This is a genomic window from Streptomyces sp. RPA4-2, from assembly GCF_012273515.2.
In the GTDB taxonomy this organism is placed as follows: domain Bacteria; phylum Actinomycetota; class Actinomycetes; order Streptomycetales; family Streptomycetaceae; genus Streptomyces; species Streptomyces kaempferi.
The window spans coordinates 1855877-1882251 of sequence record NZ_CP050975.2 but is presented as its reverse complement, the minus strand read 5'-3'; the positions used below and the strand labels follow the sequence as shown (position 1 = coordinate 1882251).

The 26375-nt window shown below is 71.5% G+C and carries 24 protein-coding genes, 1 pseudogene and 1 riboswitch; of the genes and pseudogenes, 20 read left to right on the top strand and 5 right to left on the bottom strand.

The window, feature by feature from the left end; genetic code table 11:
- Window positions 1–3 precede the first annotated feature (3 nt).
- Window positions 4–456 carry an Lrp/AsnC family transcriptional regulator gene (locus HEP85_RS07865; protein ID WP_037621108.1) on the top strand — a complete coding sequence of 151 codons (453 nt, stop codon included), beginning with the start codon at window positions 4–6 and terminating at the stop codon, window positions 454–456.
- Between the two features lie 146 nt (window positions 457–602).
- On the opposite strand, the gene HEP85_RS07860 is transcribed toward HEP85_RS07865, so the two are convergent.
- Window positions 603–1343: a GntR family transcriptional regulator gene (locus tag HEP85_RS07860; protein WP_168527154.1), complete on the bottom strand. Its 741-nt coding sequence runs from the start codon at window positions 1341–1343 to the stop codon at window positions 603–605.
- A gap of 211 nt (window positions 1344–1554) precedes the next feature.
- On the opposite strand from HEP85_RS07860, the gene HEP85_RS07855 reads away from it, so the two are divergent.
- From HEP85_RS07855 to HEP85_RS07825, 7 genes are all read left to right on the top strand, one after another.
- Window positions 1555–2712 carry an ABC transporter substrate-binding protein gene (locus HEP85_RS07855; protein ID WP_168527153.1) on the top strand — a complete coding sequence of 386 codons (1158 nt, stop codon included), beginning with the start codon at window positions 1555–1557 and terminating at the stop codon, window positions 2710–2712.
- Window positions 2709–3611 (top strand): ABC transporter permease subunit, encoded by a 903-nt coding sequence (locus HEP85_RS07850; RefSeq protein ID WP_168527152.1) that lies wholly within the window; start codon window positions 2709–2711, stop codon window positions 3609–3611. Before HEP85_RS07855 ends, HEP85_RS07850 begins: the two co-directional genes overlap by 4 nt.
- The gene (locus HEP85_RS07845; protein ID WP_168527151.1) at window positions 3596–4429 is read left to right on the top strand and encodes an ABC transporter permease; all 834 of its coding nucleotides are present in this window, start codon (window positions 3596–3598) and stop codon (window positions 4427–4429) included. The genes HEP85_RS07850 and HEP85_RS07845 overlap by 16 nt, the downstream gene beginning before the upstream one ends.
- Window positions 4426–5511, top strand: a complete 1086-nt coding sequence (locus tag HEP85_RS07840) for an ABC transporter ATP-binding protein (RefSeq protein ID WP_168527150.1) — start codon at window positions 4426–4428, stop codon at window positions 5509–5511. Before HEP85_RS07845 ends, HEP85_RS07840 begins: the two co-directional genes overlap by 4 nt.
- A 75-nt stretch (window positions 5512–5586) precedes the next feature.
- Window positions 5587–7068 carry an HAD-IA family hydrolase gene (locus tag HEP85_RS07835; RefSeq protein ID WP_282189839.1) on the top strand — a complete coding sequence of 494 codons (1482 nt, stop codon included), beginning with the start codon at window positions 5587–5589 and terminating at the stop codon, window positions 7066–7068.
- Window positions 7069–7457: 389 nt separating this feature from the next.
- Window positions 7458–8246, top strand: a complete 789-nt coding sequence (locus HEP85_RS07830; protein WP_168527148.1) for a carbon-nitrogen hydrolase family protein — start codon at window positions 7458–7460, stop codon at window positions 8244–8246.
- Window positions 8247–8293: 47 nt separating this feature from the next.
- Complete coding sequence (locus HEP85_RS07825) at window positions 8294–9988, top strand: NAD(P)/FAD-dependent oxidoreductase (protein WP_168527147.1); 1695 nt, start codon at window positions 8294–8296, stop codon at window positions 9986–9988.
- Window positions 9989–10087: 99 nt separating this feature from the next.
- Here the strand turns inward: HEP85_RS07825 and HEP85_RS07820 are convergent, their stop codons facing one another.
- The 3 genes from HEP85_RS07820 to HEP85_RS07810 all read right to left on the bottom strand — a co-directional run bounded on the left by HEP85_RS07820 (window position 10088) and on the right by HEP85_RS07810 (window position 13404).
- Window positions 10088–11017: an LLM class F420-dependent oxidoreductase gene (locus tag HEP85_RS07820; protein ID WP_168527146.1), complete on the bottom strand. Its 930-nt coding sequence runs from the start codon at window positions 11015–11017 to the stop codon at window positions 10088–10090.
- Window positions 11018–11087: 70 nt separating this feature from the next.
- Complete coding sequence (locus HEP85_RS07815; RefSeq protein WP_168527145.1) at window positions 11088–11783, bottom strand: DUF5995 family protein; 696 nt, start codon at window positions 11781–11783, stop codon at window positions 11088–11090.
- A gap of 208 nt (window positions 11784–11991) precedes the next feature.
- Window positions 11992–13404 carry a uracil-xanthine permease family protein gene (locus HEP85_RS07810; RefSeq protein WP_168527144.1) on the bottom strand — a complete coding sequence of 471 codons (1413 nt, stop codon included), beginning with the start codon at window positions 13402–13404 and terminating at the stop codon, window positions 11992–11994.
- A gap of 121 nt (window positions 13405–13525) precedes the next feature.
- Between HEP85_RS07810 and HEP85_RS07805 the strand changes: the two genes are divergently transcribed.
- Together HEP85_RS07805 and HEP85_RS07800 are read left to right on the top strand one after the other, a co-directional pair.
- The gene (locus HEP85_RS07805; protein ID WP_168527143.1) at window positions 13526–14803 is read left to right on the top strand and encodes an alginate lyase family protein; all 1278 of its coding nucleotides are present in this window, start codon (window positions 13526–13528) and stop codon (window positions 14801–14803) included.
- Window positions 14804–14901: 98 nt separating this feature from the next.
- Window positions 14902–15360 (top strand): thioesterase family protein, encoded by a 459-nt coding sequence (locus tag HEP85_RS07800; RefSeq protein ID WP_168527142.1) that lies wholly within the window; start codon window positions 14902–14904, stop codon window positions 15358–15360.
- Here the strand turns inward: HEP85_RS07800 and HEP85_RS07795 are convergent.
- Window positions 15320–16543: an MFS transporter gene (locus HEP85_RS07795; protein ID WP_168527141.1), complete on the bottom strand. Its 1224-nt coding sequence runs from the start codon at window positions 16541–16543 to the stop codon at window positions 15320–15322. The two genes, HEP85_RS07800 and HEP85_RS07795, sit on opposite strands and share 41 nt — an antisense overlap.
- Window positions 16544–16756: 213 nt before the next feature.
- Here HEP85_RS07795 and HEP85_RS07790 point away from each other — a divergent pair.
- From HEP85_RS07790 to HEP85_RS07745, 10 genes and pseudogenes are all read left to right on the top strand, one after another.
- Window positions 16757–17966, top strand: a pseudogene (locus HEP85_RS07790) (ROK family transcriptional regulator).
- A gap of 398 nt (window positions 17967–18364) precedes the next feature.
- Window positions 18365–18495: riboswitch (FMN riboswitch) on the top strand.
- Window positions 18496–18647: 152 nt separating this feature from the next.
- Complete coding sequence (locus tag HEP85_RS07785) at window positions 18648–19283, top strand: riboflavin synthase (RefSeq protein WP_168527140.1); 636 nt, start codon at window positions 18648–18650, stop codon at window positions 19281–19283.
- Window positions 19280–19924 (top strand): nicotinamide mononucleotide transporter family protein, encoded by a 645-nt coding sequence (locus HEP85_RS07780; protein WP_168527139.1) that lies wholly within the window; start codon window positions 19280–19282, stop codon window positions 19922–19924. The genes HEP85_RS07785 and HEP85_RS07780 overlap by 4 nt, the downstream gene beginning before the upstream one ends.
- Window positions 19921–21258, top strand: a complete 1338-nt coding sequence (locus tag HEP85_RS07775; protein ID WP_369657642.1) for a bifunctional 3,4-dihydroxy-2-butanone-4-phosphate synthase/GTP cyclohydrolase II — start codon at window positions 19921–19923, stop codon at window positions 21256–21258. Before HEP85_RS07780 ends, HEP85_RS07775 begins: the two co-directional genes overlap by 4 nt.
- 112 nt (window positions 21259–21370) lie before the next feature.
- On the top strand, window positions 21371–21856 hold the full coding sequence (gene ribH / locus HEP85_RS07770; protein WP_168527138.1) for a 6,7-dimethyl-8-ribityllumazine synthase: 486 nt from the start codon (window positions 21371–21373) through the stop codon (window positions 21854–21856).
- Between the two features lie 34 nt (window positions 21857–21890).
- The gene (locus HEP85_RS07765) at window positions 21891–22163 is read left to right on the top strand and encodes a phosphoribosyl-ATP diphosphatase (protein ID WP_168527137.1); all 273 of its coding nucleotides are present in this window, start codon (window positions 21891–21893) and stop codon (window positions 22161–22163) included.
- A 67-nt stretch (window positions 22164–22230) separates the two neighbouring features.
- Entirely contained in the window at window positions 22231–23088 is an 858-nt protein-coding gene (gene hisG, locus HEP85_RS07760) for an ATP phosphoribosyltransferase (RefSeq protein ID WP_168527136.1), read from the top strand.
- 14 nt (window positions 23089–23102) lie between these two features.
- Window positions 23103–23558, top strand: a complete 456-nt coding sequence (locus tag HEP85_RS07755; protein ID WP_168527135.1) for a PH domain-containing protein — start codon at window positions 23103–23105, stop codon at window positions 23556–23558.
- A 199-nt stretch (window positions 23559–23757) separates the two neighbouring features.
- The gene (locus tag HEP85_RS07750; RefSeq protein WP_168527134.1) at window positions 23758–25092 is read left to right on the top strand and encodes a hemolysin family protein; all 1335 of its coding nucleotides are present in this window, start codon (window positions 23758–23760) and stop codon (window positions 25090–25092) included.
- On the top strand, window positions 25089–26180 hold the full coding sequence (locus tag HEP85_RS07745) for a hemolysin family protein (RefSeq protein ID WP_168527133.1): 1092 nt from the start codon (window positions 25089–25091) through the stop codon (window positions 26178–26180). Before HEP85_RS07750 ends, HEP85_RS07745 begins: the two co-directional genes overlap by 4 nt.
- The last annotated feature ends 195 nt before the right edge of the window (window positions 26181–26375 follow it).

The following is a 26375-nucleotide window of genomic DNA, read 5'->3' as shown; positions in this document are numbered from 1 at the left end:
GCAGTGCTGAACGATCTCGACGAACGCATCGTGCACGCCCTCGCCGAGGACGCCCGCCGCTCCTACGCGGATATCGGCCAACTGGTCGGGCTGTCCGCCCCGGCCGTGAAACGCAGGGTGGACCGGTTGCGGGCGACCGGGGCCATCACGGGGTTCACCGTACGGGTGGACCCGGCCGCGCTCGGCTGGGAGACGGAGGGTTTCGTCGAGATCTACTGCCGGCGCAACACCTCGCCGGAGACCATCCAGCGTGGGCTGGAGCGCTACCAGGAGGTCGTGGCCGCGTCCACGGTCACCGGGGAGGCGGACGCGGTCGTCCAGGTCTTCGCGTCCGACATGCGGCACTTCGAGCGCGTGCTGGAGCGGATCGCGGGGGAGTCGTTCGTGGAGCGGACGAAGTCCGTGCTGGTGCTTTCGCCGTTGCTGCGGAGGTTCTCTTCGGGGTCGCCCACGTAGGGCCTGTGGCCGGGACCAGGGGCGGGGCCGGGGCGGGGCGGCGGCTGCGGGTGGTCCGTGGCTGGTCGCGCAGTTCCCCGCGCCCCTGAAGGGCGCGGGTTGCCTGCGCCCCTGAAGGACGCGGGGAGTCCGTCTCAACTCCGCCTCTACTCCGCCGTCTTCCTCGCCATGGCGTTGTTCCCTATCGAGTTGTGCACGCTGAAGCTCACGGCGTCCGAGCGGTAGCGGTCGTCCGACCACTCCACCGGGCGTCCTTCGCGGGTCGTGGTGACGCGGCGGACGCGGAGCAGGGGGCTGGTGCGCCGGATGCCGAGGAGGTCGGCGTCCTGGGCACCCGCCGCCACCGCGTCGATGACGTGCTCGCCATAGGCGAAGACCAGGCCCGTGTCCTCGAAGAGCCGCTGGGTCACCGAGGGGCAGTCGGGCTCGATGGGCTCGACGGCGGGGGAGATCCAGTCGGCGTACACGGTCCGTTCCAGGAGTACCGGCTCACCGTCCAGGCCGCGCACCCGCAGTACGTGCAACACGGCGGTGCCTTCGGGCAGTTGGAGGCGCACGGCATCCTCGGCGGTCGCCGGACGGTAGGTCTGCTCGACCACGTGTCCCGTCGCCTCCCGCCCCATCGTGCGTGCCCACTCGGCGAAGCTGCGCAGTTCGGCGAAGCTCTGGCTGCGGCGGCTGGCCAGCACCACCCGGCGCGCGCCCTGGCGGGACCCGATCAGGCCCTCGGCGGTCAGGGCCGCGACGGCCTGGCGGACCGTGCCGCGCGCCACGCCGTACTGCGCCGCGAGGTCCGTCTCCGGGGGCAGCAGACTGCCCACCGTGTACTCCTCGCGGTCGATCGCCTGCCGCAGCTCGTCGGCGATCTCCTCGTGTCGCGCCCCCATGCTTCCCCTCTGATCCGGCTGCTGTGCACAGCGTGACCAGCGTAATCGAGATCTGACGGTGATCTGAGCAGCTCGGGATTGTGCAGGGAATCGGGGTTCAGGGTTTCGCCAGAGTTTACGAACAGGACATCAGCGCCGGGCCTACTGGGGTCAACTTGTTCAGACAAGTTCTCCGCTCCATCACACCCTCGTGCGTAATCCTGGAGAGACCGTGACCGTGTTCCTGCCGAGGACCGCCGTCCTCACCGGCGGCCTCGCCGTCGCCGCCGCCCTCGCCCTCAGCGCCTGTGGCGCGGCCCCCGACGACAAGGCGACCACCGCCGACGGCAAGAGCGCGGCCACCGCGACCTCCGCCGCGGACTTCGGTGGTCTCGACGCCCTCGTGAAGGCGGCGAAGAAGGAGGGCACGCTGCACGCGATCGCGCTGCCCCGTGACTGGGCCAACTACGGCGCGCTGATCGACGGCTTCACCAAGAAGTACGGCATCAAGATCGACGTGGAGAACCCGGCCGGCTCCAGCCAGGACGAGATCAACGCCGTCACCTCGCGCAAGGGCCAGGACCGCGCCCCCGACGTCCTCGACCTGGGCAGCTCGTTCGCGCTGAGCGCCGCCCAGCAGGGCCTGCTCGCCCCCTACCAGGTCACCTCGTTCGCCGACATCCCCGAGGCCCAGAAGGACCCGAAGGGGCAGTGGTTCAACGACTACGGCGGCTACGTCTCCATCGGCTGCGACGCCAAGAAGGTCAAGGAGTGCCCCAAGACCTTCGCCGACCTGCTCAAGCCGCAGTACAAGGGCCAGGTCGCCCTCAACGGCAACCCCACCAAGTCCGGTTCGGCGTTCGCCGGCGTGTACGCGGCCGCCCTCGCCAACGGCGGCTCCTTCGACGACATCCAGCCCGGCATCGACTTCTTCGGCAAGCTGAAGAAGAGCGGCAACTACACGCCCGTCGAGTCGACCCCGGCCACCGTCGAGAAGGGCGAGACGCCGATCAGCATCGACTGGGACTACCTGAACGCCGGCTACGCCGACGAGTTCAACTCCAAGGGCCTCGACTGGACGGTCACTGTCCCCTCCGACGGTCAGTTCTCCCAGTACTACTCGCAGGCCATCAACAAGGACGCCCCGCACCCGGCGGCCGCCCGCCTGTGGCAGGAGTACCTCTACAGCACCGAGGGCCAGAACCTCTGGGTCAAGGGATACGCCCGCCCGGCCCTGATGCCGGCCATGGACAAGGCCGGCACGCTCGACAAGACCGCCGCCGCCCGGCTCCCCAAGGTCACGGGCACGCCGAGCTTCCCGACCGAGGACCAGCAGAACAAGGCCAAGGGCATCCTCGCCCAGGGCTGGGGCAAGGCCGTCTCCGGATGACCGTCGCCCTCACCGAGGCCGACACGGTGCCCGCCGCTGCCCCACGGCAGCGGCGGCGCCGCGCCGTCGGCCCGCTCGCCGTCCTGCCGCTGCTCGCCTTCGTCGCCATCGCCTTCGGGGTCCCGGCCCTGGCCATGCTGAACGGCGCCTTCACGCTCAAGGACCAGGCCACCGGTGCCACTTCGTACACCACGGCCAACCTGACCGCCTCGCTCCAGGGCGCGTACCTCACCGCCCTGGTCGGCAGCGTCAAGCTGTCCGCCGTCTCGGCCGCCCTCGCGACCGTGTTCGGACTGCTGCTCGCCCAGGCCGTCGTCACCTCCCGCTTCCGCGCGCTGCGCGAGGCCGTGCTGACCGCGTCCGGTGTCCTCGCCAACTTCGGCGGTGTACCCCTGGCCTTCGCCTTCGTCGCCACCCTCGGCAACGCGGGCGTCCTGACCCGGCACCTGGGCCTGACCGACAAGGGCTGGAACCTCTACAGCTTCTGGGGACTGGTCATCGTCTACCTCTACTTCCTGATCCCGCTGATGGTCCTCACCATCACGCCCGCCCTGGACGGACTGCGCTCCCAGTGGCGCGAGGCCGCGCAGAACAACGGCGCCACCGGGGTCCAGTACTGGCGCCATGTCGCTCTCCCCGTCCTCGCGCCCTCACTGCTCGGCGGCCTGGTGCTGCTCTTCGGCAGCGCCTTCGCGGCGTACGCCACCGCCGCGGCCATGGTGGGCAGCGCGGTCCCGCTGGTCACCCTGCAGATCGCCGACGCCATCTCCGGGAACGTCCTGGTGGGCCAGGAGAACGTGGCCCTCGCCCTCAGCCTCGACATGGTCCTCGTCGCGGGCCTGGTCATGGCCGTGTACCTGCCCCTGCAACGACGGAGCGCGCGATGGCTGGAAGCGTGAACAAGTCCCCGCGTCCGCGCCCCTGGCGCGGCGTCGTCCTGGCCTTCGCCGGGCTCTACTTCCTGATCCCGCTCGCCGCGTCCCTGGTCTTCACGGTCGACGTGCCGAACCAGGGAATCACCTTCGACGCCTACAGCCAGATCGTCGGCGCCGACGGCTTCACCTCCAGCCTGCTGCTCTCGCTGGAACTGGCCGCCGCCACCATCGCCGTGGTCCTGCTGCTGATGGTGCCGGCGATGGTCGCCCTGCGGCTGAGCGCCCCGAAGCTGCGGCCCGTGGTCGAAGTGATCTGCTCGCTGCCGCTGGTCGTCCCGCCGATCGCGTTCGTGGCCGGGATCTCCACCGTCCTCAAGTGGGGTCCCGAACACCTCTCCCACACCCCGCTCTTCCAGACGTTCGTGGCGCTGCAGAACCCCGACTTCCCGTTCGTGCTCGTCCTCGCCTACGTCGTGATGGCGCTGCCCTTCGTGTACCGGGCCCTGGACGCCGGACTGCGCGCCGTCGACGTACGCACCCTCGTCGAGGCCGCCCGCAGCTGCGGGGCGAACTGGCCGCAGGCGCTGGTGCGGGTCGTGCTGCCCAATCTGCGTGGGGCACTGCTCAACGCCTCCTTCCTCACCCTGGCGCTGGTGCTCGGCGAGTTCACCGTCGCCCAGCTGCTCGGCTTCCAGCCGTTCGCCGTGTGGATCTACAGCATCGGCGGCTCGCAGGCCCAGCTCTCCGTCGCCGTCTCCGTGCTCAGCCTGCTCGTCACCTGGGCACTGCTCCTCTCGCTCGCCGGACTCGGCGGGCGCTCCCGTACCGCTTCCCGGGGATGACCATGACCCTCACCACGCACAAGACCGCCCCGGCGGTGGAGAAGGCCGCCACCGTCGAATTCCGAGGCCTGCGCAGGGCGTTCGGCACGACCGTGGCCCTCGACGGGCTCGACCTGACCGCCCGGCCCGGCGAACTCCTCGCCCTGCTCGGCCCGTCCGGCTGCGGCAAGACCACCGCGCTGCGGATGCTCGCCGGCTTCGAACACCCCGACTCCGGCGAGGTGCTGGTCGACGGCGAGGACGTCACCCGCGTCCCCGCCCACCGCCGCGACGCCGGCATGGTCTTCCAGTCGTACAGCCTCTTCCCGCACCTCAGCGCCCTCGACAACGTGGCCTTCGGGCTGCGTATGCGCAAGGTGCGGACGGCGGAGCGCCGCACCCGCGCCGCCGAACTGCTCGACCTCGTGGGCCTGGCCGACAAGGGCGAGCGCTTCCCCCACCAGCTCTCCGGCGGCCAGCAGCAGCGCATCGCGCTGGCCCGCGCGCTCGCCCTGCGCCCGCGTGTCCTGCTCCTCGACGAACCGCTCTCGGCGCTCGACGCGAAGGTGCGGCTCAGCCTGCGCGAGGAGATCCGCGGGCTGCAGCAGGAACTCGGCATCACCACCCTGTTCGTGACGCACGACCAGGAGGAGGCGCTGTCCATGGCCGACCGTGTCGCCGTGATGCGGTCCGGGCGGCTCGAACAGTGCGCGGCTCCCGCCGAGTTGTACGGGCGGCCCGCCACCGCGTTCGTCGCGGAGTTCGTGGGCACGATGAGCCGTATCCCGGGGCGCCTTGAGGCCACGACGGTCGAGGTGCTCGGACAGCGGCTGCCCATCGACGGGGACGCCCCCGACGCGCGGGAGGTGGACGTACTGGTACGGCCCGAGGCGGTACGGGTGGAGGCCGACGAGGCCGGTGACGCCCGGCTCGTGGCCAGCGCGTTCCTCGGGGCCGCGACCCGTGTCACCGTGCGGCTCGCGGACGGCACCGAGGTGAAGGCCGACCTGCCCACGCACGAGGCCGCCACGATCGGGCCGGGCGCGGCCGTCACCGTACGCCTGCCGGAGCGGCCGGTACTGGTCGCCGAGCGCGCGCACTGACCGGCTCCGCTGCCGGCGTCTTCCCCACCGGACCTCGCCCCACCGGACCTCCCCCCACTGATGAAAGAGAACACCGTGACCCACCGCGCCACCCCCCGACTCCCGCTCCAGGCCGTCCTGTTCGACATGGACGGCACGCTCGTGGACACCGAGCGACTGTGGTGGGAGGCGGTGGAACAGGTGGCCGTCGGGCTCGGGCGCCCGCTCACCGGGGAGGATCAGCCGGAGGTTCTCGGGCGGCCCGTCGAGTACACCGCCGACTGGCTGGGCGCGGTCACGGGGACCCCGGCGGAGGGCATCGCCGCCGCGCTGCACCGGGAGTTCGCGGACCGCGTCCGGACCGGGATCGTGCCCCGCCCGGGCGCGCTGCGGCTCCTCGGGGATCTGGCGCGCGAGGGCGTCCCCACCGCCCTGGTGACCGCCTCGCCCCGGGCCGTCGCCGACACCGTCCTGGACGCGCTCGGTGCCGCGCACTTCGCCACCTCCGTGACCGCCGACGACACCGAGCGCACCAAGCCCGCCCCCGATCCGTACCTCGCCGCCTGCCGCGCGCTCGGCGTCGACCCCGCCCTCTGCGTGGCCGTCGAGGACACCGAGACCGGGGTGGCCTCTGCCGAGGCCGCGGGGTGCGCGGTGCTCGCCGTGCCCTCGCTCGCGCCGATCGACCCCGCCCCCGGACGCACGGTGCTCACCAGTCTGGAGGAGGTGACGCCGGACCGGCTGCGGGGCATGCTGGCGCCCCGTGAGCTGCGCGTGATGAGCTGGAACCTCTGGTACGGCGGGACCAAGGTCGACGACCACCGGGAGAAGCAGCTCAAGGTCATCACGGAGAGCGGCGCGGACGTGGTCGGCCTCCAGGAGACGTACGGGAACGCGGCACCGGAACTGGCCGAGGCCCTCGGCTGGCACCACCACCGGGCCGGGGACAACCTCGGGATCATCAGCCGCCACCCGATCACCGCCCGCCTCGGCGACCCCGAGGTCGGCTTCTACGGCGGGACCGGGGTGCGGATCCGGTTGGACGGCGGCCAGGAGGTGGCCGTCTGGAGCACCCACCTCGACTACACGCCGTACGGACCGTACGAGGCCCGCTTCGACGGGCTTCCCGCGGCCGCACTGATCGCCCACGAGGACGGCCGGCTGGGACAGATGCGGGAGATCCTGCGCGAGATCGACGCCGCGGCCGACCCCGCCGTCCCCGTGATCCTGGTCGGCGACTTCAACAGCCCCTCGCACCTGGACTGGCCGGACGTGGAGTGGCCGGTGACCCGGGCGGCCGAGGAGGCCGGCCTGCGCGACTCCTACCGCGAGGCGCACCCCGACCCGGTGCGGGACCCGGGCCACACCTGGTCGCCGATCCACGCCCTCCACGAGGACGGCAGCGGACGCCCCGAGCCGCAGGACCGCATCGACTTCGTCCTCCACGACGGCCGCGGCCTGCACGTACGAGACTCCCGCACCGTCGTCACCGGCACCCCGCGCACGTGGCCCGACGTAGCAGCCAACGCCTGGCCCTCGGACCACGCGGCAGTACTCACCACGTTCACCCTCGACTAGGGCGTGTTGCGAAAGTCCCGTCTGCCCCGCTCCGGGCGGACGACGGGACTTTCGCAACACGCCCTGGACGCCCCCACCGAGCCCCGGCTCCCCGCGCGCCGGAGGCCCTCTTCGGGGTCGCGGGGACCAGCCTCCCAGGGGCGCGGGGAACTGCGCGCCCAGCCCCCACGCACCCGCACCCGACACCGCACCCCCGGGACCCGGGGCGAAGCCCCGGAACCGGCACCCGAGGCCCCCCGGAGGCCCCCCCGCAACAAATCACCGCCGGACGGCCCCCGCACGCAACGATTCGTTCACCGGCACGCAACGGCTCCTCCTTGTCCACGCCGGCCCGGCGACCGTACCGTCTACCTGGCCCCCAAACCCGTCCGTACCGGTGAGGAACACGCATGCGCACAGCCCTGCTCCAGAGCTCCGGCCGACCCGGCTCCGTCGTCGAGAACCTCAAGGTCCTCGACGCCGCCGCGGGCCACGCCGCCGCCGCCGGTGCCGGGCTGCTGGCCGCACCCGAGATGTTCCTCACGGGCTACGCGATCGGCGACGACATCGGGCGTCTGGCCGAGCCCGCCGACGGCGACGCCGCCGACGCGATCGCCGAGATCGCCACCCGGCACGGCGTGGCCGTCGCCTACGGCTACCCCGAGCGCTCCGGTGAGCGGGTCCACAACTCCGCGCAGCTGATCTCCGCCGACGGCACCCGGCTCGCGAACTACCGCAAGACCCACCTCTTCGGCTGCTTCGAGCGCGACCACTTCACCCCGGGCGACCAGCCGGTGGTCCAGGCCGAGCTGAACGGCCTCCGCGTCGGCCTGATGATCTGCTACGACGTGGAGTTCCCGGAGAACGTCCGGGCGCACGCCCTCGCCGGCACCGACCTCCTCGTCGTGCCGACCGCGCAGATGCACCCCTTCCAGTTCGTCGCCGAGTCCGTCGTGCCGGTACGCGCCTTCGAGAACCAGATGTACGTCGCCTACGTCAACCGGGTCGGCGTGGAGGGGGAGTTCGAGTTCGTCGGGCTGTCCACGCTGGCCGGGCCCGACGGAGTCGCCCGCACCCGCGCCGGGCGCGCCGAGGAACTGGTCCTGGCCGAGGCCGACCCCGCCTTCCTCGCGGCCTCGCGCGAGGCGAACCCGTATCTGAAGGACCGCCGCCCCGGCCTCTACGGGTCGCTCGTCTGAACCCTCAGCCCTCCCCCCGAAGCTTTGTCGCAAGGAGTCCGTACCCCATGACGTCCACGGTGCCCACCGCCGTCCAGCACACCGACGCGCAGCAGCCGCCGATCACCATGTTCGGCCCGGACTTCCCGTACGCCTACGACGACTTCCTGGCGCATCCCGCGGGCCTCGGCCAGATACCCGCGACCGCGCACGGCACCGAGGTCGCGGTCATCGGCGGCGGCCTCTCCGGGATCGTGGCCGCCTACGAACTGATGAAGATGGGCCTCAAGCCCGTCGTGTACGAGGCCGACGAGATCGGCGGCCGGCTGCGCACGGTGGGCTTCGAGGGGTGCGACCCCGCACTGACGGCCGAGATGGGCGCCATGCGCTTCCCGCCGTCCTCGACCGCCCTCCAGCACTACATCGACCTGGTGGGACTGGAGACCCGGCCGTTCCCCAACCCGCTCGCGGAGACCACGCCCTCGACGGTCGTCGACCTCAAGGGCGAGTCGCACTACGCGACCACCGTCGACGACCTGCCGCAGGTCTACCGCGACGTGATGAACGCCTGGAACGCCTGTCTCGAAGAGGGCGCCGACTTCTCCGACATGAACCGGGCCATGCGCGAGCGCGACGTCCCGCGCATCCGTGAGATCTGGGCGAAGCTCGTGGAGAAGCTCGACAACCAGACCTTCTACGGTTTCCTCTGCGACTCGGACTCCTTCAAGTCCTTCCGGCACCGCGAGATCTTCGGCCAGGTCGGCTTCGGCACGGGTGGCTGGGACACCGACTTCCCGAACTCGATCCTCGAGATCCTGCGCGTCGTCTACACCGAGGCCGACGACCACCACCGCGGCATCGTCGGCGGCTCCCAGCAGCTGCCGCTGAGGCTGTGGGAGCGCGAGCCGGTGAAGATCGTCCACTGGGCGCCCGGGACCTCGCTGGCCTCGCTGCACGACGGCGCCCCGCGTCCGGCGGTGACCCGGCTGAACCGTACGTCGGGCAACCGGATCACCGTGACGGACGCGAACGGCGACATCCGCACCTACCAGGCGGCGATCTTCACCGCGCAGTCCTGGCTGCTGCTCTCGAAGATCGCCTGCGACGACTCGCTCTTCCCGATCGACCACTGGACGGCGATGGAGCGGACCCACTACATGGAGTCGAGCAAGCTCTTCGTGCCCGTCGACCGTCCGTTCTGGCTCGACAAGGACGAGACGACCGGGCGTGACGTCATGTCGATGACGCTCACCGACCGGATGACCCGCGGCACCTACCTCCTGGACGAGGGCCCGGACAAGCCCGCCGTCATCTGCCTCTCGTACACGTGGTGCGACGACAGCCTGAAGTGGCTGCCGCTGTCCGCGAACGAGCGGATGGAGGTCATGCTGAAGTCGCTCGGCGAGATCTACCCGAAGGTCGACATCCGGAAGCACATCATCGGCAACCCGGTGACCGTCTCCTGGGAGAACGAGCCCTACTTCATGGGGGCGTTCAAGGCCAACCTGCCCGGCCATTACCGCTACCAGCGGCGTCTGTTCACGCACTTCGTGCAGGACGCGCTGCCCGAGGACAAGCGGGGCATCTTCCTCGCCGGCGACGACATCTCCTGGACGGCCGGCTGGGCCGAGGGCGCCGTGCAGACCGCGCTGAACGCGGTCTGGGGCGTCATGCACCAGCTGGGCGGAGCGACCGACCCGACCAACCCCGGGCCCGGCGACGTCTACGACGAGATCGCGCCGGTGGAGCTGCCCGAGGACTGAGGGTCCACGGCTGCGGGCCGGGCGGGGCGACCGGGGTTCTCGGACCCCGGCCGCGGTGCTCGGACCTCGGCGGCGGTTCCCGGGCTTCGGCGGCGGTGCTCAGACCCCGGCCGCGCGGGCCAGCCCGTACACCTCCGCAGCGACGTCCACGAGTTCCGAGGCGTCGCGGAGCGGTGCCTGGAGATCGAGCAGGAACTCCCCTACCCCCTCCACCCTGTGTGCGGCCAGGTCCTCGGCGATCTGTGCCGCGCTGCCCGTGAACAGCGGACGCTCGGCGCCCTCGTAGGGCTTGGCCGAGTACTGCGCGTTGACCCGGACGCAGACCTCGATCGGCCGTTGCCTGCCGCGCTCGGCGGCCAGTTCCTTGAGCCGGGTCCACTCCTCGGTGAGCTGGGCGACGCCCTGGGCGACCGGCATCCAGCCGTCGGCGCGGTCGACCAGCCGACGCAGCGCCCGCGGGCTGTTCGCCGGCAGGTACACCGGGATCGGACGCGCGGGCTTCGGCCCGACCACGGACGGGGCGATGGTGGTGATCTCGCCCTCGTACGACACCGGGTCCGGTCCCCAGACCGCCGCGCAGACGTCCAGGATCTCGTCGAGGACCTTGCCGCGCTTGTCGAAGGGCGCCACGCCCGCCGCCGCGTACTCGTCGTGGGACCAGCCCGTGCCGAGGCCCGCCACCACCCGGCCGCCACTGGCAGCGTCCAGCGTGGCGAGCGAGCGGGCCAGCTGGAAGGGGACGTGCAGCGGCGCCACGAGGACGCTCGTGCCGAGCCGCGCCCGCCCGGTCGACGCGGCCGCCAGGGTCAGGGTCACCAGCGGGTCGGCGACCGAGCGGTAGGTGTCTGGCCAGGGCAGCCCCGGAATCCCGTACAGCCCTTGGGTGGCGGGTTCGGGGAAGAGCACCCGCTCGAACACCCACAGGCTCTCGTAGCCGGTCTCCTCCGCCGCGCGGGCCACCGCCGGCACATCGCGCCCGATGTCGTACTGCTTCATCTGCGGAAGGCCGAGTCCGAGCCGGATCGCCATACCAGTCGCCCCTTTGCACATCGGTGAGCCGTCCGGTCAACGTACAGCGATCACCGCGAGGTTCACCGGCTTACCTTCCACAGTGGCCGGTTCGGTCCCCCAGAGGGGTCAGCATCATCCGTCCGGTCAGGCCCACCGCCGCGTCGAGACGGTCCTCGAACTCGCGGGCGAGGCCGGAGAGTCCGCGCAGCGCCCACAGCGCCCGTGCCGCCGACCAGCCGGCGTCGCGCGCCCGTTCCAGGCTCCACGCGCCCAGCAGATGGGTGAGCGGGTCGGCGACCTCCAGGAGGTCGGGCCCCGGCATCAGATCCTCGCGGACGCGCTCCTCCATCGACACGAGGAGGTCGCCCACGCGCTCGAATTCGTCCTCCAGGTCGGCCGGTTCGCAGCCGAGCGCGCGACAGGTGTCCACGACGGCCAGCGCCAGATCGTGTCCGACGTGCGCGTTGACGCCCGCGAGCGCGAACTGCAGGGGGAGTACTCCGGGATGGCGCCGGAACTGCAGCAGCGGCCGCCAGCAGGCGGGCGGGCAGCCCTCCTCGGCCACCGTCAGATACCGCTCGGCGAAACGGACGTCCAGGGTGACCGCGGCCCCGGGATCCGGGAACTCCCCGGCGTCCAGACGCCGGTCGATCTCCTCGGTGACGGTGAGGTAGACACGGTTGAAGACCGCGACCCCGTCCCGCTCCGGCAGGGTCGCCTCCAGCGCCCGCATCCGGGAGACGACCGTGTGCACGGGAGTGGTGAACTGCTCCAACTGCGCCATGGGGGAAGGGTCCCAGTCGTAGGCCGGTGGGCGTGCCGCCTGGCCGGGCGCGTCCCCAGAACGGGGGAATACGCCCCCGCCGGGAGTGTCGCGAGCGGGAGAGCGACGGGTGTCAGGCGTACGTGCCCCGCGCCGGGCCGCGCACAGGGGGAGCGGGTACGTACGGCCCGGCGCGTGCCGTGGTGGCGGCGGCCCGAATCGCCGCCGCCTATGAGCCGGCGCGCTGGTCCGGGTCCTCGGAGGAACTGTCCTCGTCGTCGTAGGCCGACGTACCGGAGTCGAGCAGCGGCTGCTGGGTCTTGAGATGGGCCGGCGCCATCGCCCGCAGCACGTGGTACCCGGTGATCACGACGAGGGTGCCGAGCGCGATGCCGCTGAGCGAGAAGGTGTCCGTGAACTTCAGCGTGACGCCGCCGACGCCGATGATGATGCCCGCCGCGGCCGGCACCAGGTTCAGCGGATTGCGCAGGTCGACCCGGCCGTGCAGCCAGATCTGGGCGCCGAGCAGGCCGATCATGCCGTACAGGATGACGGTGATGCCGCCGAGGACGCCGCCCGGGATCGCGGCGACGACCGCGCCGAACTTGGGGCAGACGCCGAACAGCAGGGCGAATCCCGCGGCGGCCCAGTAGGCGGCGGTCGAGTAGACGCGTGTCGCGGCCATCACGCCGATGTTCTCGGAGTACGTGGTGTTGGGCGGCCCGCCCACCGCCGTGGAGAGCATCGAGGCGGCGCCGTCCGCGGAGATCGCGGTGCCCAGCCTGTCGTCCAGCGAGTCGCCGGTCATCTCGCCCACGGCCTTGACGTGGCCCGCGTTCTCGGCGACCAGCGCGATCACGACCGGCAGCGCGACGAGGATCGCCGACCACTGGAACGAGGGGCCGTGGAAGTGCGGCAGCCCGATCCAGTCCGCCCTGCCGACACCGGAGAGGTCCAGTCGCCAGTGGTCGGTGACCTTGCCGCCCGCGTCGACCGAGTGGATCTTCCCGAAGATCCGGTCGCAGGCCCAGGAGAGCACGTATCCGAACACCAGGCCGAGGAAGATCGCGATCCGGGACCAGAAGCCGCGCAGGCAGACTACGGACAGCCCCGTGAACAGCATCACGAGCAGCGCCGTCCACTGGTCCTGCGGCCAGTACGTGGAGGCGGTCACCGGAGCCAGGTTGAAGCCGATCAGCATGACGACGGCGCCGGTGACGACCGGCGGCATCGCGGCGTGGATGATCCGCGCCCCGAACCGCTGCACGGCGAGCCCCACCAGGAACAGGACGACGCCCACGACGAACACCGCGCCGGTCACCGTCGCGCTCGTGCCGCCCTGCGCGCGGATGATCGCGGCGACGCCCACGAACGAGAGCGAACAGCCGAGATAGCTGGGCACCCGGCCACGCGTGGCGAGCAGGAAGATGACCGTCGCGACGCCGGACATCATGATCGCGAGGTTCGGGTCGAGCCCCATCAGCACGGGCGCCACGAAGGACGCCCCGAACATCGCCACCACGTGCTGGGCGCCGAGCCCGACGGTGCGCGGCCAGGAGAGGCGTTCATCGGGGCGGACGACGGCCCCGGGCGCGGGGTTGCGCCCGTCGCCGTGCAGTTTCCAGCGCACGCCGAGATCCATGGTGCGACTTCGCTTTCTCTGTACGTGAATCGGTCCGGACCATTGTCATGGCTAACTGGCGGTTCTACGCTCGCACGGTCCCACTCATGAACAACGTTCACATGTCTGATCGGAGTGTTCGATGGGTAGAAGACCCCGTGCGGGCGTGGTCCTGGCGGCCGTGGTCGCCCTCGCGGCCGCCGTCGTCCCGACCACCGCCTCGGCCCACGCGGGCCGTTCGACACCGAAGGCCCCCGCCACCGCGGTCCTCGACGGCGCCCGGCTGCAACGGACGAAGATCCGTCTGGACCATGGCGACGCCGGACTCCGGCACGCGGTCGCGAACCTCACGGCCCGCGCCGACGGCTGGCTGGACCAGGGCCCCTGGACGGTCGTCGACAAGCCGAAGCCCGCCCCCGGCGGCGACGTCCACGACTACCTCAGCCAGGCCCCGTACTGGTGGCCCTCGCAGCCCGCGACCGCCGACAACCCCTGGGGCTGCCCCTATGTCCAGCGCGACGGGCAGCGCAACCCCGAGGTCGACACCGGCACCGACCGCCAGGACGTCGAGAAGGTCTTCGACTCGACGTACGACCTGGCACTCGCCTGGTACTACACCGGCAGGAAGCAGTACGCCCAGAAGGCCGCCACCGTCCTGCGCACCTGGTTCCTCGCCCCGTCCACCCGGATGAACCCGAACCTGGACCACGGGCAGTTCATCCCCTGCAAGTACGACGGCCGGGCCATCGGCATCATCGACTTCTCGCAGTCCTACACCAGCGTCCTGGACGCCGTCGCGATCCTCGACACCGGCGCCCCCGGCTGGTCGAGGACCGACCGCACGGCCATGCGCTCCTGGAACACCGACTTCCGCGACTGGCTGGTGGACAGCCCCTTCGGTGTCGAGGAGGGTGCCGCCGCGAACAACCACGGCACCTTCTACGACATGCAGCTCGCCGCCCTGGCGTACGCGACCGGCGACAGGGACCTGGCCCGGCGGACCGTGCTCGACGCGCGGTCCAGGCGCATCGACCCGCAGATCGCCGCCGACGGCACCCAGCCCCAGGAACTCGCCCGCACCCGCAGCTGGCACTACTCGACCTTCGACCTCGTCGCGTACACCCGCCTCGCGGCCATCGGCCGGCACGTCGGGGTGGACCTGTGGGCGTACCGGGGGCCGGACGGGCAGAGCCTGTTCAAGGCGGTCGACCAACTGCTGCCGGCCGCCACGGGAGCCGCCCCGTGGCCCTACCCGGAACTGGAGTTCCACCGCTTCGCGGCGAGCGACGTCGTGCACGCGGCGGCCGACGCGGGGGACCGGGCGGCGCGCGCCGCCGTGCCGCGGCTGGAGGCACCGCCCGGCGGCGACCTCTGGGCGCTGCGGCCGGCCGCGGAGCAGCTCGACTCGATCGCGGGCTGACCCGGCGGCGTACGAACACCCTGATCAGGGGCTCCTGAGCGGCTGCTTAGGATGGGGTGCCCCCACCGCCCCTCCCGGCACCCTCAGGAGTCCCGCCCGTGACCGCCGAAGCCCCCGTCGCCCCCGCCCTCCCGTACGGGAGACTGCTCCCCGTCACCGTCCACTTCGACGACCTCGACGCGCTGGGGCTGCTCCACAACGCCCGCTATCCCGTGCTCGTCGAACGCGCGTGGACCGCGCTCTGGAACGAGAACGGCTTCGGCTTCGAGGGGGACTGGGAGGCCGCGGGCGACTTCTGCAACGCGGTCAGGGAACTCCGGATCAGCTACGACGCGCCGGTCGACCGGCCCGGCGCGTACGCCGTCCACCTGTGGCTGGAGCGGCTCGGCAACACCGGGCTGACGTACGGCTTCCGCTTCTGCTCGGCCGACGGCGCGGTCACCTACGCGCGCGGCACCCGGGTCCTGGTCCGGCTCGACGCCGGCACGCTGCGCCCGACGTCGTGGAGCGACCGCTTCAGGGCCGTGGGCCGGGAACTGCTGCGTTCGGGCGGCTGACCTTCGGACGGTCGCGCTCGCCCGCGCGCAGCACACCCGCGAACACGGCGAGTCCGCTCGCCAGGACCGTGACCAGTCCGAACGACACCACCAGACTGGTCGCCTGGGCCAGCGAGCCGATCGCGCTCGGCGCGACCAGACCCGAGGTGTACGTGATGGTGGCGACGCCCGCGATGGCCTGGCTGGGGTTGGGGCCGGCGTGACCCGCCGCGGCGAAGCAGAGCGGGACGACGACCGCGATCCCGAGGCCCAGCAGGGCGAAGCCGCCCATCGCGACCGCGGGGTTGCCCGCGACGACGACGAGCAGGCCGCCGAACACGGCCAGCGCACCGCCCGCCCGCACGGTGCGCACCGCGCCGAACCGGTTCACCACGGCGTCCCCCACGAGCCGGGCCAGCGCCATGGTCAGCATGAAGCCGGTCGTCGACGCCGCCGCGAGCCCGGCCGAGGTGCCGAGTTCGTCCTTGAGGTAGACCGCCGACCAGTCCAGGCTCGCGCCCTCGGCGAACACGGCGCAGAAGCCGATCGCGCCGATGAGCAGCGCCGACTTCGGCGGCAGCGCGAAGCGCGGCGGGGGGACCTCGTCCTCGGTCGGCCGCAGGTCCAGGACCCATCGGCACGCGGTGAGCCCCAGGACCGTCAGGACCCCGGCGGCCAGAACGTGGTGCACACGCGCGTCCGAACCGAGATGCGCGGCGAGGGTGCCGCCCGCCGATCCGACCAGCGCGCCCGCGCTCCACATGCCGTGCAGCCCCGACATGATCGACCTGCCGAGGCGGTTCTCGATCTCGACGCCGAGCGCGTTCATCGCCACGTCCGCCATGCCCGCCGTCGCGCCGTAGACGAAGAGGGCCAGGCACAGGGTGTAGAGGTTCGGCGCGACGGACGGGAGGACCAGCGCCAGCGTCCACAGGGAGATCAGCCCGCGCAGCGCGGTGCGTGCGCCGAAGCGGTGGCTGATCCGGCCCGCCAGCGGCATCGCGAGGGAGGCGCCGACGGCCGGGAACGCCAGGGCCAGTCCGAGCTGGCCCGTGCTGACGGACGCGTGGTCCTGGATCCAGGGCACGCGGGTGGCGAACGAGCCCGTCACCGCTCCGTGCACCGCGAACACGGCGGCCACGGCGTACCGGGCCCGCTTCACCTCGGCCGCGTCCTGGACCACGTCACTCGGTGTTCCCGTCATGCCGGCTTTCCCGTCATCCCCGTGCTCCCCGTCGGACCTGTCATTCCCGTCCTCCCGGCTCCGCTCCCCATGCTGCCGCCGTAAACTATCAGGGACCCTGCCTGATAGATAGGTGACTTCCCGGCCGTCCGAGCCGGCAGCCGTACGCCCCGGGTCCCGCGCCGGCGGGCCCCGCCGATCTGGGAGGACTCCGTGATCTGGGAAGATCCCGGCATGCCCGCATCTCCGAGCACGGCCCGGGCCATCAACGACCGGCTCGCCCTGCGGCTGCTGCAGCAGGAGGGCCCGCTGACGGCCGGACAGCTGAAGCAGCTCACGGGCCTGTCCCGGCCCACCGTCGCCGACCTCGTCGAACGCCTGACCATCGCCGGACTGATCTCGGTCGTGGGGGAGTCGGGGGAGCAGCGGCGCGGCCCGAACGCCCGGCTGTACGGGATCGTCGCGGACCGGGCGCAGCTGGCCGCCCTGGACGTGCGCACCGAGGGCGTCACGGTCGTCGTCGCCGACCTGCTCGGCGCGGAGCTCGCGCGGGCGTCGGTGCCCATCGCGGACGACGCCGGCACGGGGCCCGCCGTCGAGCAGGCGGTCGCCCTGGTGGAGCGGGCCGCGAAGGAGGCCGGAGCCGAGCGGCTGCACACCGTCGGCATCGGGGCGCCCGGTCTCATCGACCCCGCCACCGGTGAACTCCGGGACTCCTCCGGCCTCCCCGAATGGCACCGCCGCCTGGTCGCGGCCCTCCAGGAGCGCCTGCCCGCCCGGGTCATCGTCGAGAACGAGACGAACCTCGCGGCCCTCGCCGAGCAGCGCGAGGGCGCGGCCCGGGACCGGGACACCTTCGTCCTCCTCTGGCTCGGCCACGGCACCGGTGCGGCCGTCGTCCTCGACGGCAGACTCCGCCGCGGTGCCTCGGGCGGCACCGGCGAGATCGGGTTCCTGCCGGTGCCGGGCACCACCACGCTGCCGTCCGCGACGGACTGCGAGGGAGGCTTCCACTCGCTGGCCGGGGCCGCCGCGATCGCCGAACTCGCGGCGGGATTCGGGCTGGAGGCGGCGGAGTCACCCGGTGAACCACGGGCGGCGGCACTGGTGCGCGCGGCGGTGGCGGCCGTGTCCTCCGCCGGCACCGACCGCTTCCTGTACGACCTCGCGGACCGGTTCTCGCCGCCCTCGCCGACCGCCTCGCCGTCGGCGCCGCGTCCGTCGTGGCCGTCCTCGACCCCGGCTGCGTGGTGCTCGGCGGTGAGGTGGGGCAGGCGGGCGGGGAGGCGCTGGCCGGGCGGGTCGGCGAGAGGCTGGCCCGGATGTCCCCGCTTAAGCCGAGGTGCGGGTAAGCTCGCTGGGCGGAGGCGCGGTGCTGCGTGGCGCCCTCCTGACGGCCCGGGAGTCGGCCCAGGACGATCTGTTCGCACCGCATCCGCGGTGATCCACCGCGCCGCCCCGCTCGTCCCGGGCGCGCGGCCGGGAGGGGGAAGTCGGGGGCCCGGGAGCGGAGTTCCCGTAGGCGCTCGGCGGAGTGTCTCTCCCCGGTGGGGAGACCCGGCGGCGGGGCAAGGGCCTCCGTCACCGCCGCCGGGTCGCTCAGGGGGCGAGTAGGCCACCTCGGCTTCTGCAAACCTTGATCGCCGACACTAAGAGGACTAGACCAGAGCGTCAATAGGTATGGACCAATATCCGTATCGTCGTCAAGTATGCGCGCCATCGCGGGAGTTGAGCGCCCCTGCGCCGCGCCAGAAGTCCATTCGGACAACCTGTGAGGCACCCCACAGAACTTCACGCGCATGGGCATGGACAGGGCATGGCACACTGATGCTGTACCAGAAGCAGCGCACTCCGGGGTCGGTGAAAGTCCGAACCGGCGGTTACAGTCCGCGACCCGGCCGCTTCCAGCGGCCGGTTGACCAGGTGAAATTCCTGGACCGACGGTTAAAGTCCGGATGGGAGGCAGTGCGCGGCGGGCGGGCATTCGTGCGCGCTGCCGGTTGTCGTGACGTGTCCTTCGGGACGGGTCCCCTTCGGCATCGTTCCCGGTGCCGTAGTCCGTTTCATTCTGTCGTCATCGACAGGCCCCGGAGTCCGTGCCCCATGAGGCAGGAGGACCCGGGAAGTGTTCACCGGAATCGTCGAAGAGCTGGGTGAGGTCACCGCCGTCGAGAATCTCGACGAGGCCTCCCGCTTCCGTCTGCGCGGACCCGTCGTCACGCAGGGCGCACGGCACGGCGACTCCATCGCCGTGAACGGAGTCTGTCTCACCGTCGTCGACCACGAGGGCGACGAATTCACCGCCGACGTCATGGCGGAGACCCTGAACCGTTCCAGCCTCGGTGCCCTCACCGTCGGCTCCCGCGTCAACCTCGAACGCCCCATGGCCGTGGGTGACCGCCTCGGCGGACACATCGTCCAGGGCCATGTCGACGGCACCGGCACGGTCCTCGAGCGCAAGCCGTCCGAGCACTGGGAGATCGTGAAGATCTCGCTGCCCGCGGACCTCACCCGGTACGTGGTCGAGAAGGGTTCCATCACCGTCGACGGCATCAGCCTGACGGTGGTCGACGCGGCCCCGGACCACTTCACCGTCAGCCTCATCCCCACCACCCTCGACCTGACCACGCTCGGCCGCAAGCAGCCCGGCGACCCGGTCAACCTCGAGGTGGACGTCATCGCCAAGTACGTCGAGCGGCTGCTCGGTGCCCGGGGCGAGCAGCCGGTCGCGCTGCCGGACACCTCCGGGAGCCGGCCGTGAACTGGCTCAACTCCGAGGCGTTCACACTCTTCGGACAGCACATCAAATGGTCGGACATGATCGGCAACGTGATCGGTCTGATCGGTCTCGCGCTCGGCTGGCGGCGCTCCATCTGGAGCTGGCCCGTACAGCTCCTGTCCGGCGTCATCCTGCTCACGGCCTTCGCCTCGGCCCATCTCTCCGGCAGTGCCGGGAAGCAGCTCGTGGTCATCGTCGTCGCCCTGTGGGGCTGGTGGCAGTGGAACCGCGGCCGGGGCCAGGGCCAGGACGGTTCCATCGCTGTACGGTTCGCCACCTGGCGCGAACGCGCCTGCCTGGCGGCCGCCGCGGCCGTCGGCACCCTCGCGGTGAGCGCCCTGTTCCACGCGTACCCGTCGCTGTCCTGGGACCCCTGGCCGGACGCCTACATCTTCGTCGGCACGGTCATCGCCATGTACGCCCAGGCGCGCGGCATGGTCGAGTTCTGGTTCGCCTGGCTGCTGGTCGACGTGGTGGGCGTCCCGCTCAACTTCGCCAACGGCTTCGCCTTCTCCGGTTTCGTCTACGTCGTCTATGGCGCGCTCGTCCTGTGGGGCATGCGCGACTGGTGGCTGCGCTCCCGCAAGGCCGGGCAGCCCCTCCTGGAAGGAGTCCCGGCATGACCGCCGCCCCCGTCTGGTACAGCACCGGCCACGAGCAGGACGTCTCGGACTTCGCGCTCGACCCGGTCGAGAAGGCCATCGCCGACATCGCGGCCGGCCGGCCGATCGTCGTCGTCGACGACGAGGACCGGGAGAACGAGGGCGACCTCGTCATCGCCGCAGAGAAGGCGACCCCCGAGATCATCGCGTTCATGATGAGCGAGTGCCGCGGACTGATCTGCGCACCCATGGAAGGCGACGAACTCGACCGCCTCCAGCTCCCCCAGATGGTCGAGAACAACACCGAGTCGATGAGGACGGCGTTCACGGTCTCGGTGGACGCCTCCGGCGCCCACGGCGTGACCACCGGCATCTCGGCCGCCGACCGCGCCACCACACTCCGGCTGCTGGCCGGGGGCCAGGCCGGGGCGGGCGACTTCGTCCGGCCGGGCCACATCTTCCCGCTGCGCGCCAGGCCCGGCGGCGTCCTCGTCCGCAACGGCCACACCGAGGCGGCCGTCGACCTGGCCCGGCTCGCCGGCCTGCGCCCCGCGGGCGCCATCGTGGAGATCGCCGGGGAGGACGGCCGCATGCTGCGCCTTCCCGAACTGATCCCGTTCGCCCGCAAGCACGGCCTGACCATCATCTCCATCGAGGACCTGATCGCCTACCGCCGCTCGCCCCAGGTGCCGACCCCGCTCGACCAGGGGGCACCCCCGGCCGAACCCGCGGTCCGCCGCGAGGCCAGGACGCAGCTGCCCACCGCCTTCGGCGAGTTCACGGCGTACGGCTACCGCTCCACCGCCGACGGGGTCGAGCACGTCGCCCTCGTCCACGGCGAGATCGGCGACGGCGAGGACGTCCTCGTCCGCGTCCACTCCGAGTGCCTGACCGGCGATGTCTTCCACTCGCTGCGCTGCGACTGCGGCCCCCAGCTGCAGACCTCCCTCCAGCGCATCCAGGCCGAGGGCCGCGGCGTCGTCGTCTATCTGCGCGGACACGAGGGGCGGGGCATCGGACTGCTGTCCAAGCTGCGCGCCTACGAGCTCCAGGAACGCGGCCGGGACACCCTCGACGCCAACCTCGAACTCGGCCTGCCCGCCGACGCCCGCGACTACGGCGCGAGCGCGCGGATCCTGGAGGACCTCGGCGTCCACAGCCTGCGTCTGCTGACCAACAACCCCGACAAGACCGACGCGCTCGTCCGGTACGGCCTGCGGGTCACCCGGCGGGAGCCGATGCCCGTCCAGGCGGGCGAACACAACCTCCGCTACCTGCGCACCAAGCGGGACCGGATGGGGCACGACCTGCCCTGGCTGGAGACGCCCACCGCGTCCGCCTGCGGCAACCAGTGACACCCGCGGGAGGCAACACCCGCGGAATCCAGTAACAACCAGATCCAGTAACAGCCAGATCCAGTAACGACGGCACAACCGGCAACACGGCACAAAAGCACTGAGGAGAGACGTGAGCGGCAAGGGTGCACCCGAACTGTCCGTACGCAACTGCGGCGACCTGCGCGTCGCGGTCATCGCGGCACAGTGGCACGAAAAGGTGATGGACGGCCTCGTGGACGGCGCGCTGCGCGCCCTGCGCGAGCTGGGAATCGACGAGCCGACCCTGCTGAGGGTCCCGGGCAGCTTCGAGCTCCCGGTCGTCGCCAAGGTCCTGGCGGGCCGCGGCTACGACGCCATCGTCGCGCTCGGCGTCGTCATCCGCGGCGGCACACCCCACTTCGAATATGTGTGCCAGGGCGTCACCCAGGGCCTCACCCAGGTCTCCATCGACACCGGCGTCCCCATCGGCTTCGGCGTACTGACCTGTGACACCGAGGAGCAGGCCCTGGACCGGGCGGGCATCGAGGGCTCCCGCGAGGACAAGGGGCACGAGGCGGTGACGGCCGCCGTGGCGACCGCGGCCACACTGCGCTCAGTATCCGAACCCTGGCACTGAGGCACCGGCTCGGGCGCGTAGGGTGGGCAGCACCATGTCCAAGAAGACGTTCGAGGAGCTCTTCACCGAGCTCCAGCAGAAGGCCGCCGACGGCGACCCCACCACCTCCCGCACCGCCGAGCTGGTGGGCAAGGGCGTCCATGCCATCGGCAAGAAGGTCGTCGAAGAGGCCGCCGAGGTCTGGATGGCCGCCGAGTACGAGGGCAAGGACGCCGCCGCCGAGGAGATCTCCCAGCTCCTGTACCACGTCCAGGTGATGATGGTGGCGCGCGGAATCTCCCTCGACGACGTGTACGCCCACCTCTGAGCCGCGTCCCTCACTCCGCCGACGTACGAACCAACAGACGTACGCACTAACAAAGGAAGCCGACCTCATGCTGCGCATCGCCGTCCCCAACAAGGGTTCCCTGTCAGGACCTGCGGCGGAGATGCTGCATGAGGCCGGCTACCGGCAGCGCCGGGAGTCCAAGGAGCTCCGGATCGTCGATCCGGGCAACGAGGTCGAGTTCTTCTACCTCCGCCCCCGCGACATCGCGATCTACGTCTCCTCGGGCCGCCTCGACATCGGCATCACAGGACGCGACCTGCTCATCGACTCCGGAGCCAAGGCCGAGGAGATCCTCCCGCTCGGCTTCGCCCGCTCCACGTTCCGTTTCGCCGGCAAGCCCGGCACCGCCAAGAGCGTCGACGACCTCGCCGGCCTGACCGTCGCCACCTCCTACGAGGGCATCGTCGCGGGCCACCTCGCCGACAACGGCATCGACGCCTCCGTCGTCCACCTCGACGGCGCCGTCGAGACCGCGATCGAACTCGGTGTCGCCGAGGTCATCGCGGACGTCGTCGAGACCGGCACCTCGCTGCGCAACGCGGGCCTCGAGGTCTTCGGTGAGCCGATCATGAAGTCCGAGGCCGTCGTCATCCGCCGTGTCGAAGCCGACACCGCCGAGGACGCCGAGCCCAAGGTCCAGCAGTTCCTGCGCCGCCTTCAGGGCGTCCTGGTCGCACGCACGTACGTGATGATGGACTACGACTGCCGCGCCGAGCACCTGGAGCAGGCCGTCGCGCTCACCCCCGGCCTGGAGTCGCCGACCATCTCGCCGCTGCACAACGAGGGCTGGGTGGCCGTCCGCGCGATGGTGCCCGCCAAAGAGGCGCAGCGGATCATGGACGACCTGTACGCGCTCGGCGCGCGGGCCATCCTGACCACGGCCATCCACGCCTGCCGCCTCTGAGGACCGCCCGAACCATGCCCGACCTTCCCGAACTCCCCGTCACGTTCCGGCCGTCCCGGACCCGGGCCGTCCTGCTCACCGCGGGCGTCGCCATCTTCGTGGTCATCACGACGGTCGCGATGCTCCTGGAGCAGCTCAGCCCGGGGGAGCGCGTCAGCTTCGTCTTCACCGCCGCGCTGCTCCTCGGCGTCCTCCTGCTCCTGTCCCGGCCCAAGGTCGTCGCCGATGAGAGCGGAGTCACAGTCGTCAACATCGCCAGCAGCCGGCACCTGGACTGGGCGGAGATCCTCCAGGTCAACCTGCGCCCCGGCGACCCCTGGGTGTTCCTCAACCTCAGTGACGGCACCAGTCTTCCGGCGCTCGGCATCCAGCCGGGCATCGCCCGACAGCGCGCGATCGACGACGCCCGCACCCTGCGGGCACTGGCCGAAGCCCGCTCCATCGGCGACCCCGAGCAACATCACGGCTGACTCTCGGCCTTCCACCCTGCCCGGCGGGCCCATGTCTTGATTAACCTGTTGGCGGAGGCGTTTTCGTTGCGCCTCCGTCACTGACGTGCCACCCGGTACTCAGAGGCCCCCTGCTACCCGAGGAGTGACTCCCTCCAGCGATGGACGGATCGTCCTGTAGTACCTGCGCCGCCCCCTCCCGACCCATCGAGGCGGCGGCATGACCATCCCCCTGCTGCTTCTCGCGGCGGCGTTCCTGCTGATCCTCGCCAACGGTTTCTTCGTGGCGGCGGAGTTCGGCCTCGTCACGGTCGAGCGGCCGGACGCCGAGAAGGCCGCGGCCGAAGGCGACCGACGGGCCCGTACCGTCGTCAACTCGCTCAAGGAGCTGTCCTTCCAGCTCTCCGGCACCCAGCTCGGCATCACCATCACCTCGCTCGTCGTCGGCATGCTCGCCGAACCGGCGCTCGCCGAGCTGCTCCACGGACCCTTCACCGCGCTCGGCCTGCCCGAGGGCGTCGTGTCCGGCGTGGCCGTGGTGACCGGCATGCTGCTCGCCGCGGCCGTGCAGATGGTCGTCGGCGAACTCGTGCCGAAGAACTGGGCGGTCTCCAAGCCGCTGCAGGTCGCCCGCTTCGTCGCGGGCCCGCAGCACGCCTTCTCCAGCCTGTTCCGGCCGGTGATCGCCGCGCTCAACACGGTCGCCAACCGGCTGGTACGGGCACTCGGCGTCGAACCCGCCGAGGAGCTGGCCTCCGCCCGCACCCCCGGCGAGCTCGTCTCCCTGGCCCGGCACTCGGCCCAGGCCGGCGCCCTGGAGCAGGACACCGCGGATCTCTTCGTACGGACCATCTCGCTGGCCGACCTCACCGCGCAGCACGTCATGACACCGCGGGTGAGGGTCAGCGCCCTCCAGTCGACGGCCACGGCGGAGGACGTCGTCAACCTCACCCGGGCCACCGGGCTGTCCCGCTTCCCCGTCTACCGGGAGCGGATCGACGAGGTGGTCGGCATGGTCCATCTCAAGGACGCCCTCGCGGTGCCCTCGCGCGACCGGCTGCGCACCCCCGTCGGCCGGATCGCCCAGCCCCCGCTGCTCGTCCCGGAGACGCTGCCCGTGCAGCCGCTCCTGGAACGGCTGCGCAGCGAACAGCCCATCGCCGTCGTCGTCGACGAGTACGGCGGTACGGCGGGCGTCGTCACCCTGGAGGACATCGTCGAGGAACTCGTCGGTGAGGTCCGCGACGAGCACGACGGACAGGACCTGCCGGAGCTCGCCGTGGCGCCGCCCGAGGAGGGACGGCCCGCCTGGGACGCCGACGGCAGCTGCCGTGTCGACGTCCTACAGCGCATAGGACTGGATGTGCCCGAGGGGCCGTACGAGACCGTGGCGGGTCTCGTCGCCGATCTGCTCGGCCGCATCCCGGCACCCGGTGACAGGGCGGAGCTTCCGGGCTGGCGCCTTTCGGTGCGCCAGGTCGGGCACTACCGCGCCGAGCGGGTCCGGCTGGTCAGGATCGCCGACGCGGCCCTCGCCCCGGAGGCCGTCCGATGAGCGTGCTCCAACTCCTCTTCGCCGTTCTCCTGGTGCTCGCCAACGGCTTCTTCGTCGGCGCCGAGTTCGCGCTCGTCTCCGTGCGCCGCAGCCAGATCGAGCCGCTGGAGTCCGCCCGGGCCCGCCAGGTCCTGTACGGGCTGGAGCGGCTGCCGCAGATGATGGCCGCGGCCCAGTTCGGCATCACCATCTGCTCACTGACGCTCGGCGCGGTCGCCGAGCCGACCGTCGCCCATCTGCTGGAGCCCGTCTTCGAGGCGGTCCATCTGCCGGACGGCGTGATCCACCCCCTCGGATACGTCATCGCGCTCGCCCTCGTGGTCTTCTTCCACCTCGTCATCGGCGAGATGGTCCCGAAGAACCTGGCGATGGCCGCGCCGGAGAAGACCGCGCTGTGGCTGAGCCCGGGGCTGGTCGCCTTCGCCCGCCTGTGCCGGCCGGTCACGGTGGCCCTCGGCGCGTGCGCGCGACTGATCCTGAAGCTGTTCCGGGTGGAGCCCAAGGACGAGGTCGAGGCGGTCTTCACGAGCGAGCAGCTCAACCGCCTGGTCGAGGACTCGGGGCAGGCAGGCCTGCTGGACCCGGAGGAGCAGGAGCGACTCGAGGACGCCCTGGAGCTGGGTTCCCGACCGGTGACGGACGTCCTCCTGGACCGCGAGTCCCTGGTCACCGTGGGCGCCTCGGTCACCCCGGGCCAGGTCGTCGCCCTCACCGCGCGCACCGGGTACTCCCGTTTCCCGGTGGTCGCGGAGAACGGCGCCTTCATGGGCTACCTGCATGTGAAGGACGTCCTCGACGTGGAGGAGTCCGAGCGTGCGGTGCCCCAGCAGATCTGGCGGCACATGACCACCCTGCGGTCGGAGCTCCCCCTCGACGACGCCCTGACCGTGATGCGCCGCGCCGCCACGCACCTCGCGCAGGTCGCCGACGCGTCGGGGAAGGTGCTCGGGCTCGTGGCGCTGGAGGACGTACTGGAGCTGCTGGTCGGCGAGGTACGGGATCCGGCGCATCGAGACGTCACCGTGGTGGCCGCGACGCTGCGTACGACGCTCAGCGAGGCTCCTTCGGAGGAGGCGCTGGCGACCTGAGGGGCCGTCCCTGGGGGCTCCGCCCCCAGACCCCCGTATCGGCCTGGACGGCCTCGTCCTCAAACGCCGGACGGGCTGAAAGGCCCGGCCTCGGCCGGAACCTTCCAGCGCGGGCGCGCATCTCCAGCCCATCCGGCGTTTGAGGACGAGCCCTTCGGGCGAAGCGGGGGTCCAGGGGCGGCGGGGGCGAAAGCC

What these genes read in the sequence shown, in the direction of transcription:
- HEP85_RS07860 (WP_168527154.1), bottom strand. Translation starts at nt 1,343, where the DNA reads ATGGGGGCGCGACACGAGGAGATCGCCGACGAGCTGCGGCAGGCGATC.
- HEP85_RS07850 (WP_168527152.1), top strand. Translation starts at nt 2,709, where the DNA reads ATGACCGTCGCCCTCACCGAGGCCGACACGGTGCCCGCCGCTGCCCCA.
- HEP85_RS07845 (WP_168527151.1), top strand. Translation starts at nt 3,596, where the DNA reads ATGGCTGGAAGCGTGAACAAGTCCCCGCGTCCGCGCCCCTGGCGCGGC.
- HEP85_RS07840 (WP_168527150.1), top strand. Translation starts at nt 4,426, where the DNA reads ATGACCATGACCCTCACCACGCACAAGACCGCCCCGGCGGTGGAGAAG.
- HEP85_RS07830 (WP_168527148.1), top strand. Translation starts at nt 7,458, where the DNA reads ATGCGCACAGCCCTGCTCCAGAGCTCCGGCCGACCCGGCTCCGTCGTC.
- HEP85_RS07825 (WP_168527147.1), top strand. Translation starts at nt 8,294, where the DNA reads ATGACGTCCACGGTGCCCACCGCCGTCCAGCACACCGACGCGCAGCAG.
- HEP85_RS07820 (WP_168527146.1), bottom strand. Translation starts at nt 11,017, where the DNA reads ATGGCGATCCGGCTCGGACTCGGCCTTCCGCAGATGAAGCAGTACGAC.
- HEP85_RS07815 (WP_168527145.1), bottom strand. Translation starts at nt 11,783, where the DNA reads ATGGCGCAGTTGGAGCAGTTCACCACTCCCGTGCACACGGTCGTCTCC.
- HEP85_RS07810 (WP_168527144.1), bottom strand. Translation starts at nt 13,404, where the DNA reads ATGGATCTCGGCGTGCGCTGGAAACTGCACGGCGACGGGCGCAACCCC.
- HEP85_RS07805 (WP_168527143.1), top strand. Translation starts at nt 13,526, where the DNA reads ATGGGTAGAAGACCCCGTGCGGGCGTGGTCCTGGCGGCCGTGGTCGCC.
- HEP85_RS07795 (WP_168527141.1), bottom strand. Translation starts at nt 16,543, where the DNA reads ATGACGGGAACACCGAGTGACGTGGTCCAGGACGCGGCCGAGGTGAAG.
- HEP85_RS07775 (WP_369657642.1), top strand. Translation starts at nt 19,921, where the DNA reads ATGACCGCCGCCCCCGTCTGGTACAGCACCGGCCACGAGCAGGACGTC.
- HEP85_RS07765 (WP_168527137.1), top strand. Translation starts at nt 21,891, where the DNA reads ATGTCCAAGAAGACGTTCGAGGAGCTCTTCACCGAGCTCCAGCAGAAG.
- hisG (WP_168527136.1), top strand. Translation starts at nt 22,231, where the DNA reads ATGCTGCGCATCGCCGTCCCCAACAAGGGTTCCCTGTCAGGACCTGCG.
- HEP85_RS07755 (WP_168527135.1), top strand. Translation starts at nt 23,103, where the DNA reads ATGCCCGACCTTCCCGAACTCCCCGTCACGTTCCGGCCGTCCCGGACC.
- HEP85_RS07750 (WP_168527134.1), top strand. Translation starts at nt 23,758, where the DNA reads ATGACCATCCCCCTGCTGCTTCTCGCGGCGGCGTTCCTGCTGATCCTC.
- HEP85_RS07745 (WP_168527133.1), top strand. Translation starts at nt 25,089, where the DNA reads ATGAGCGTGCTCCAACTCCTCTTCGCCGTTCTCCTGGTGCTCGCCAAC.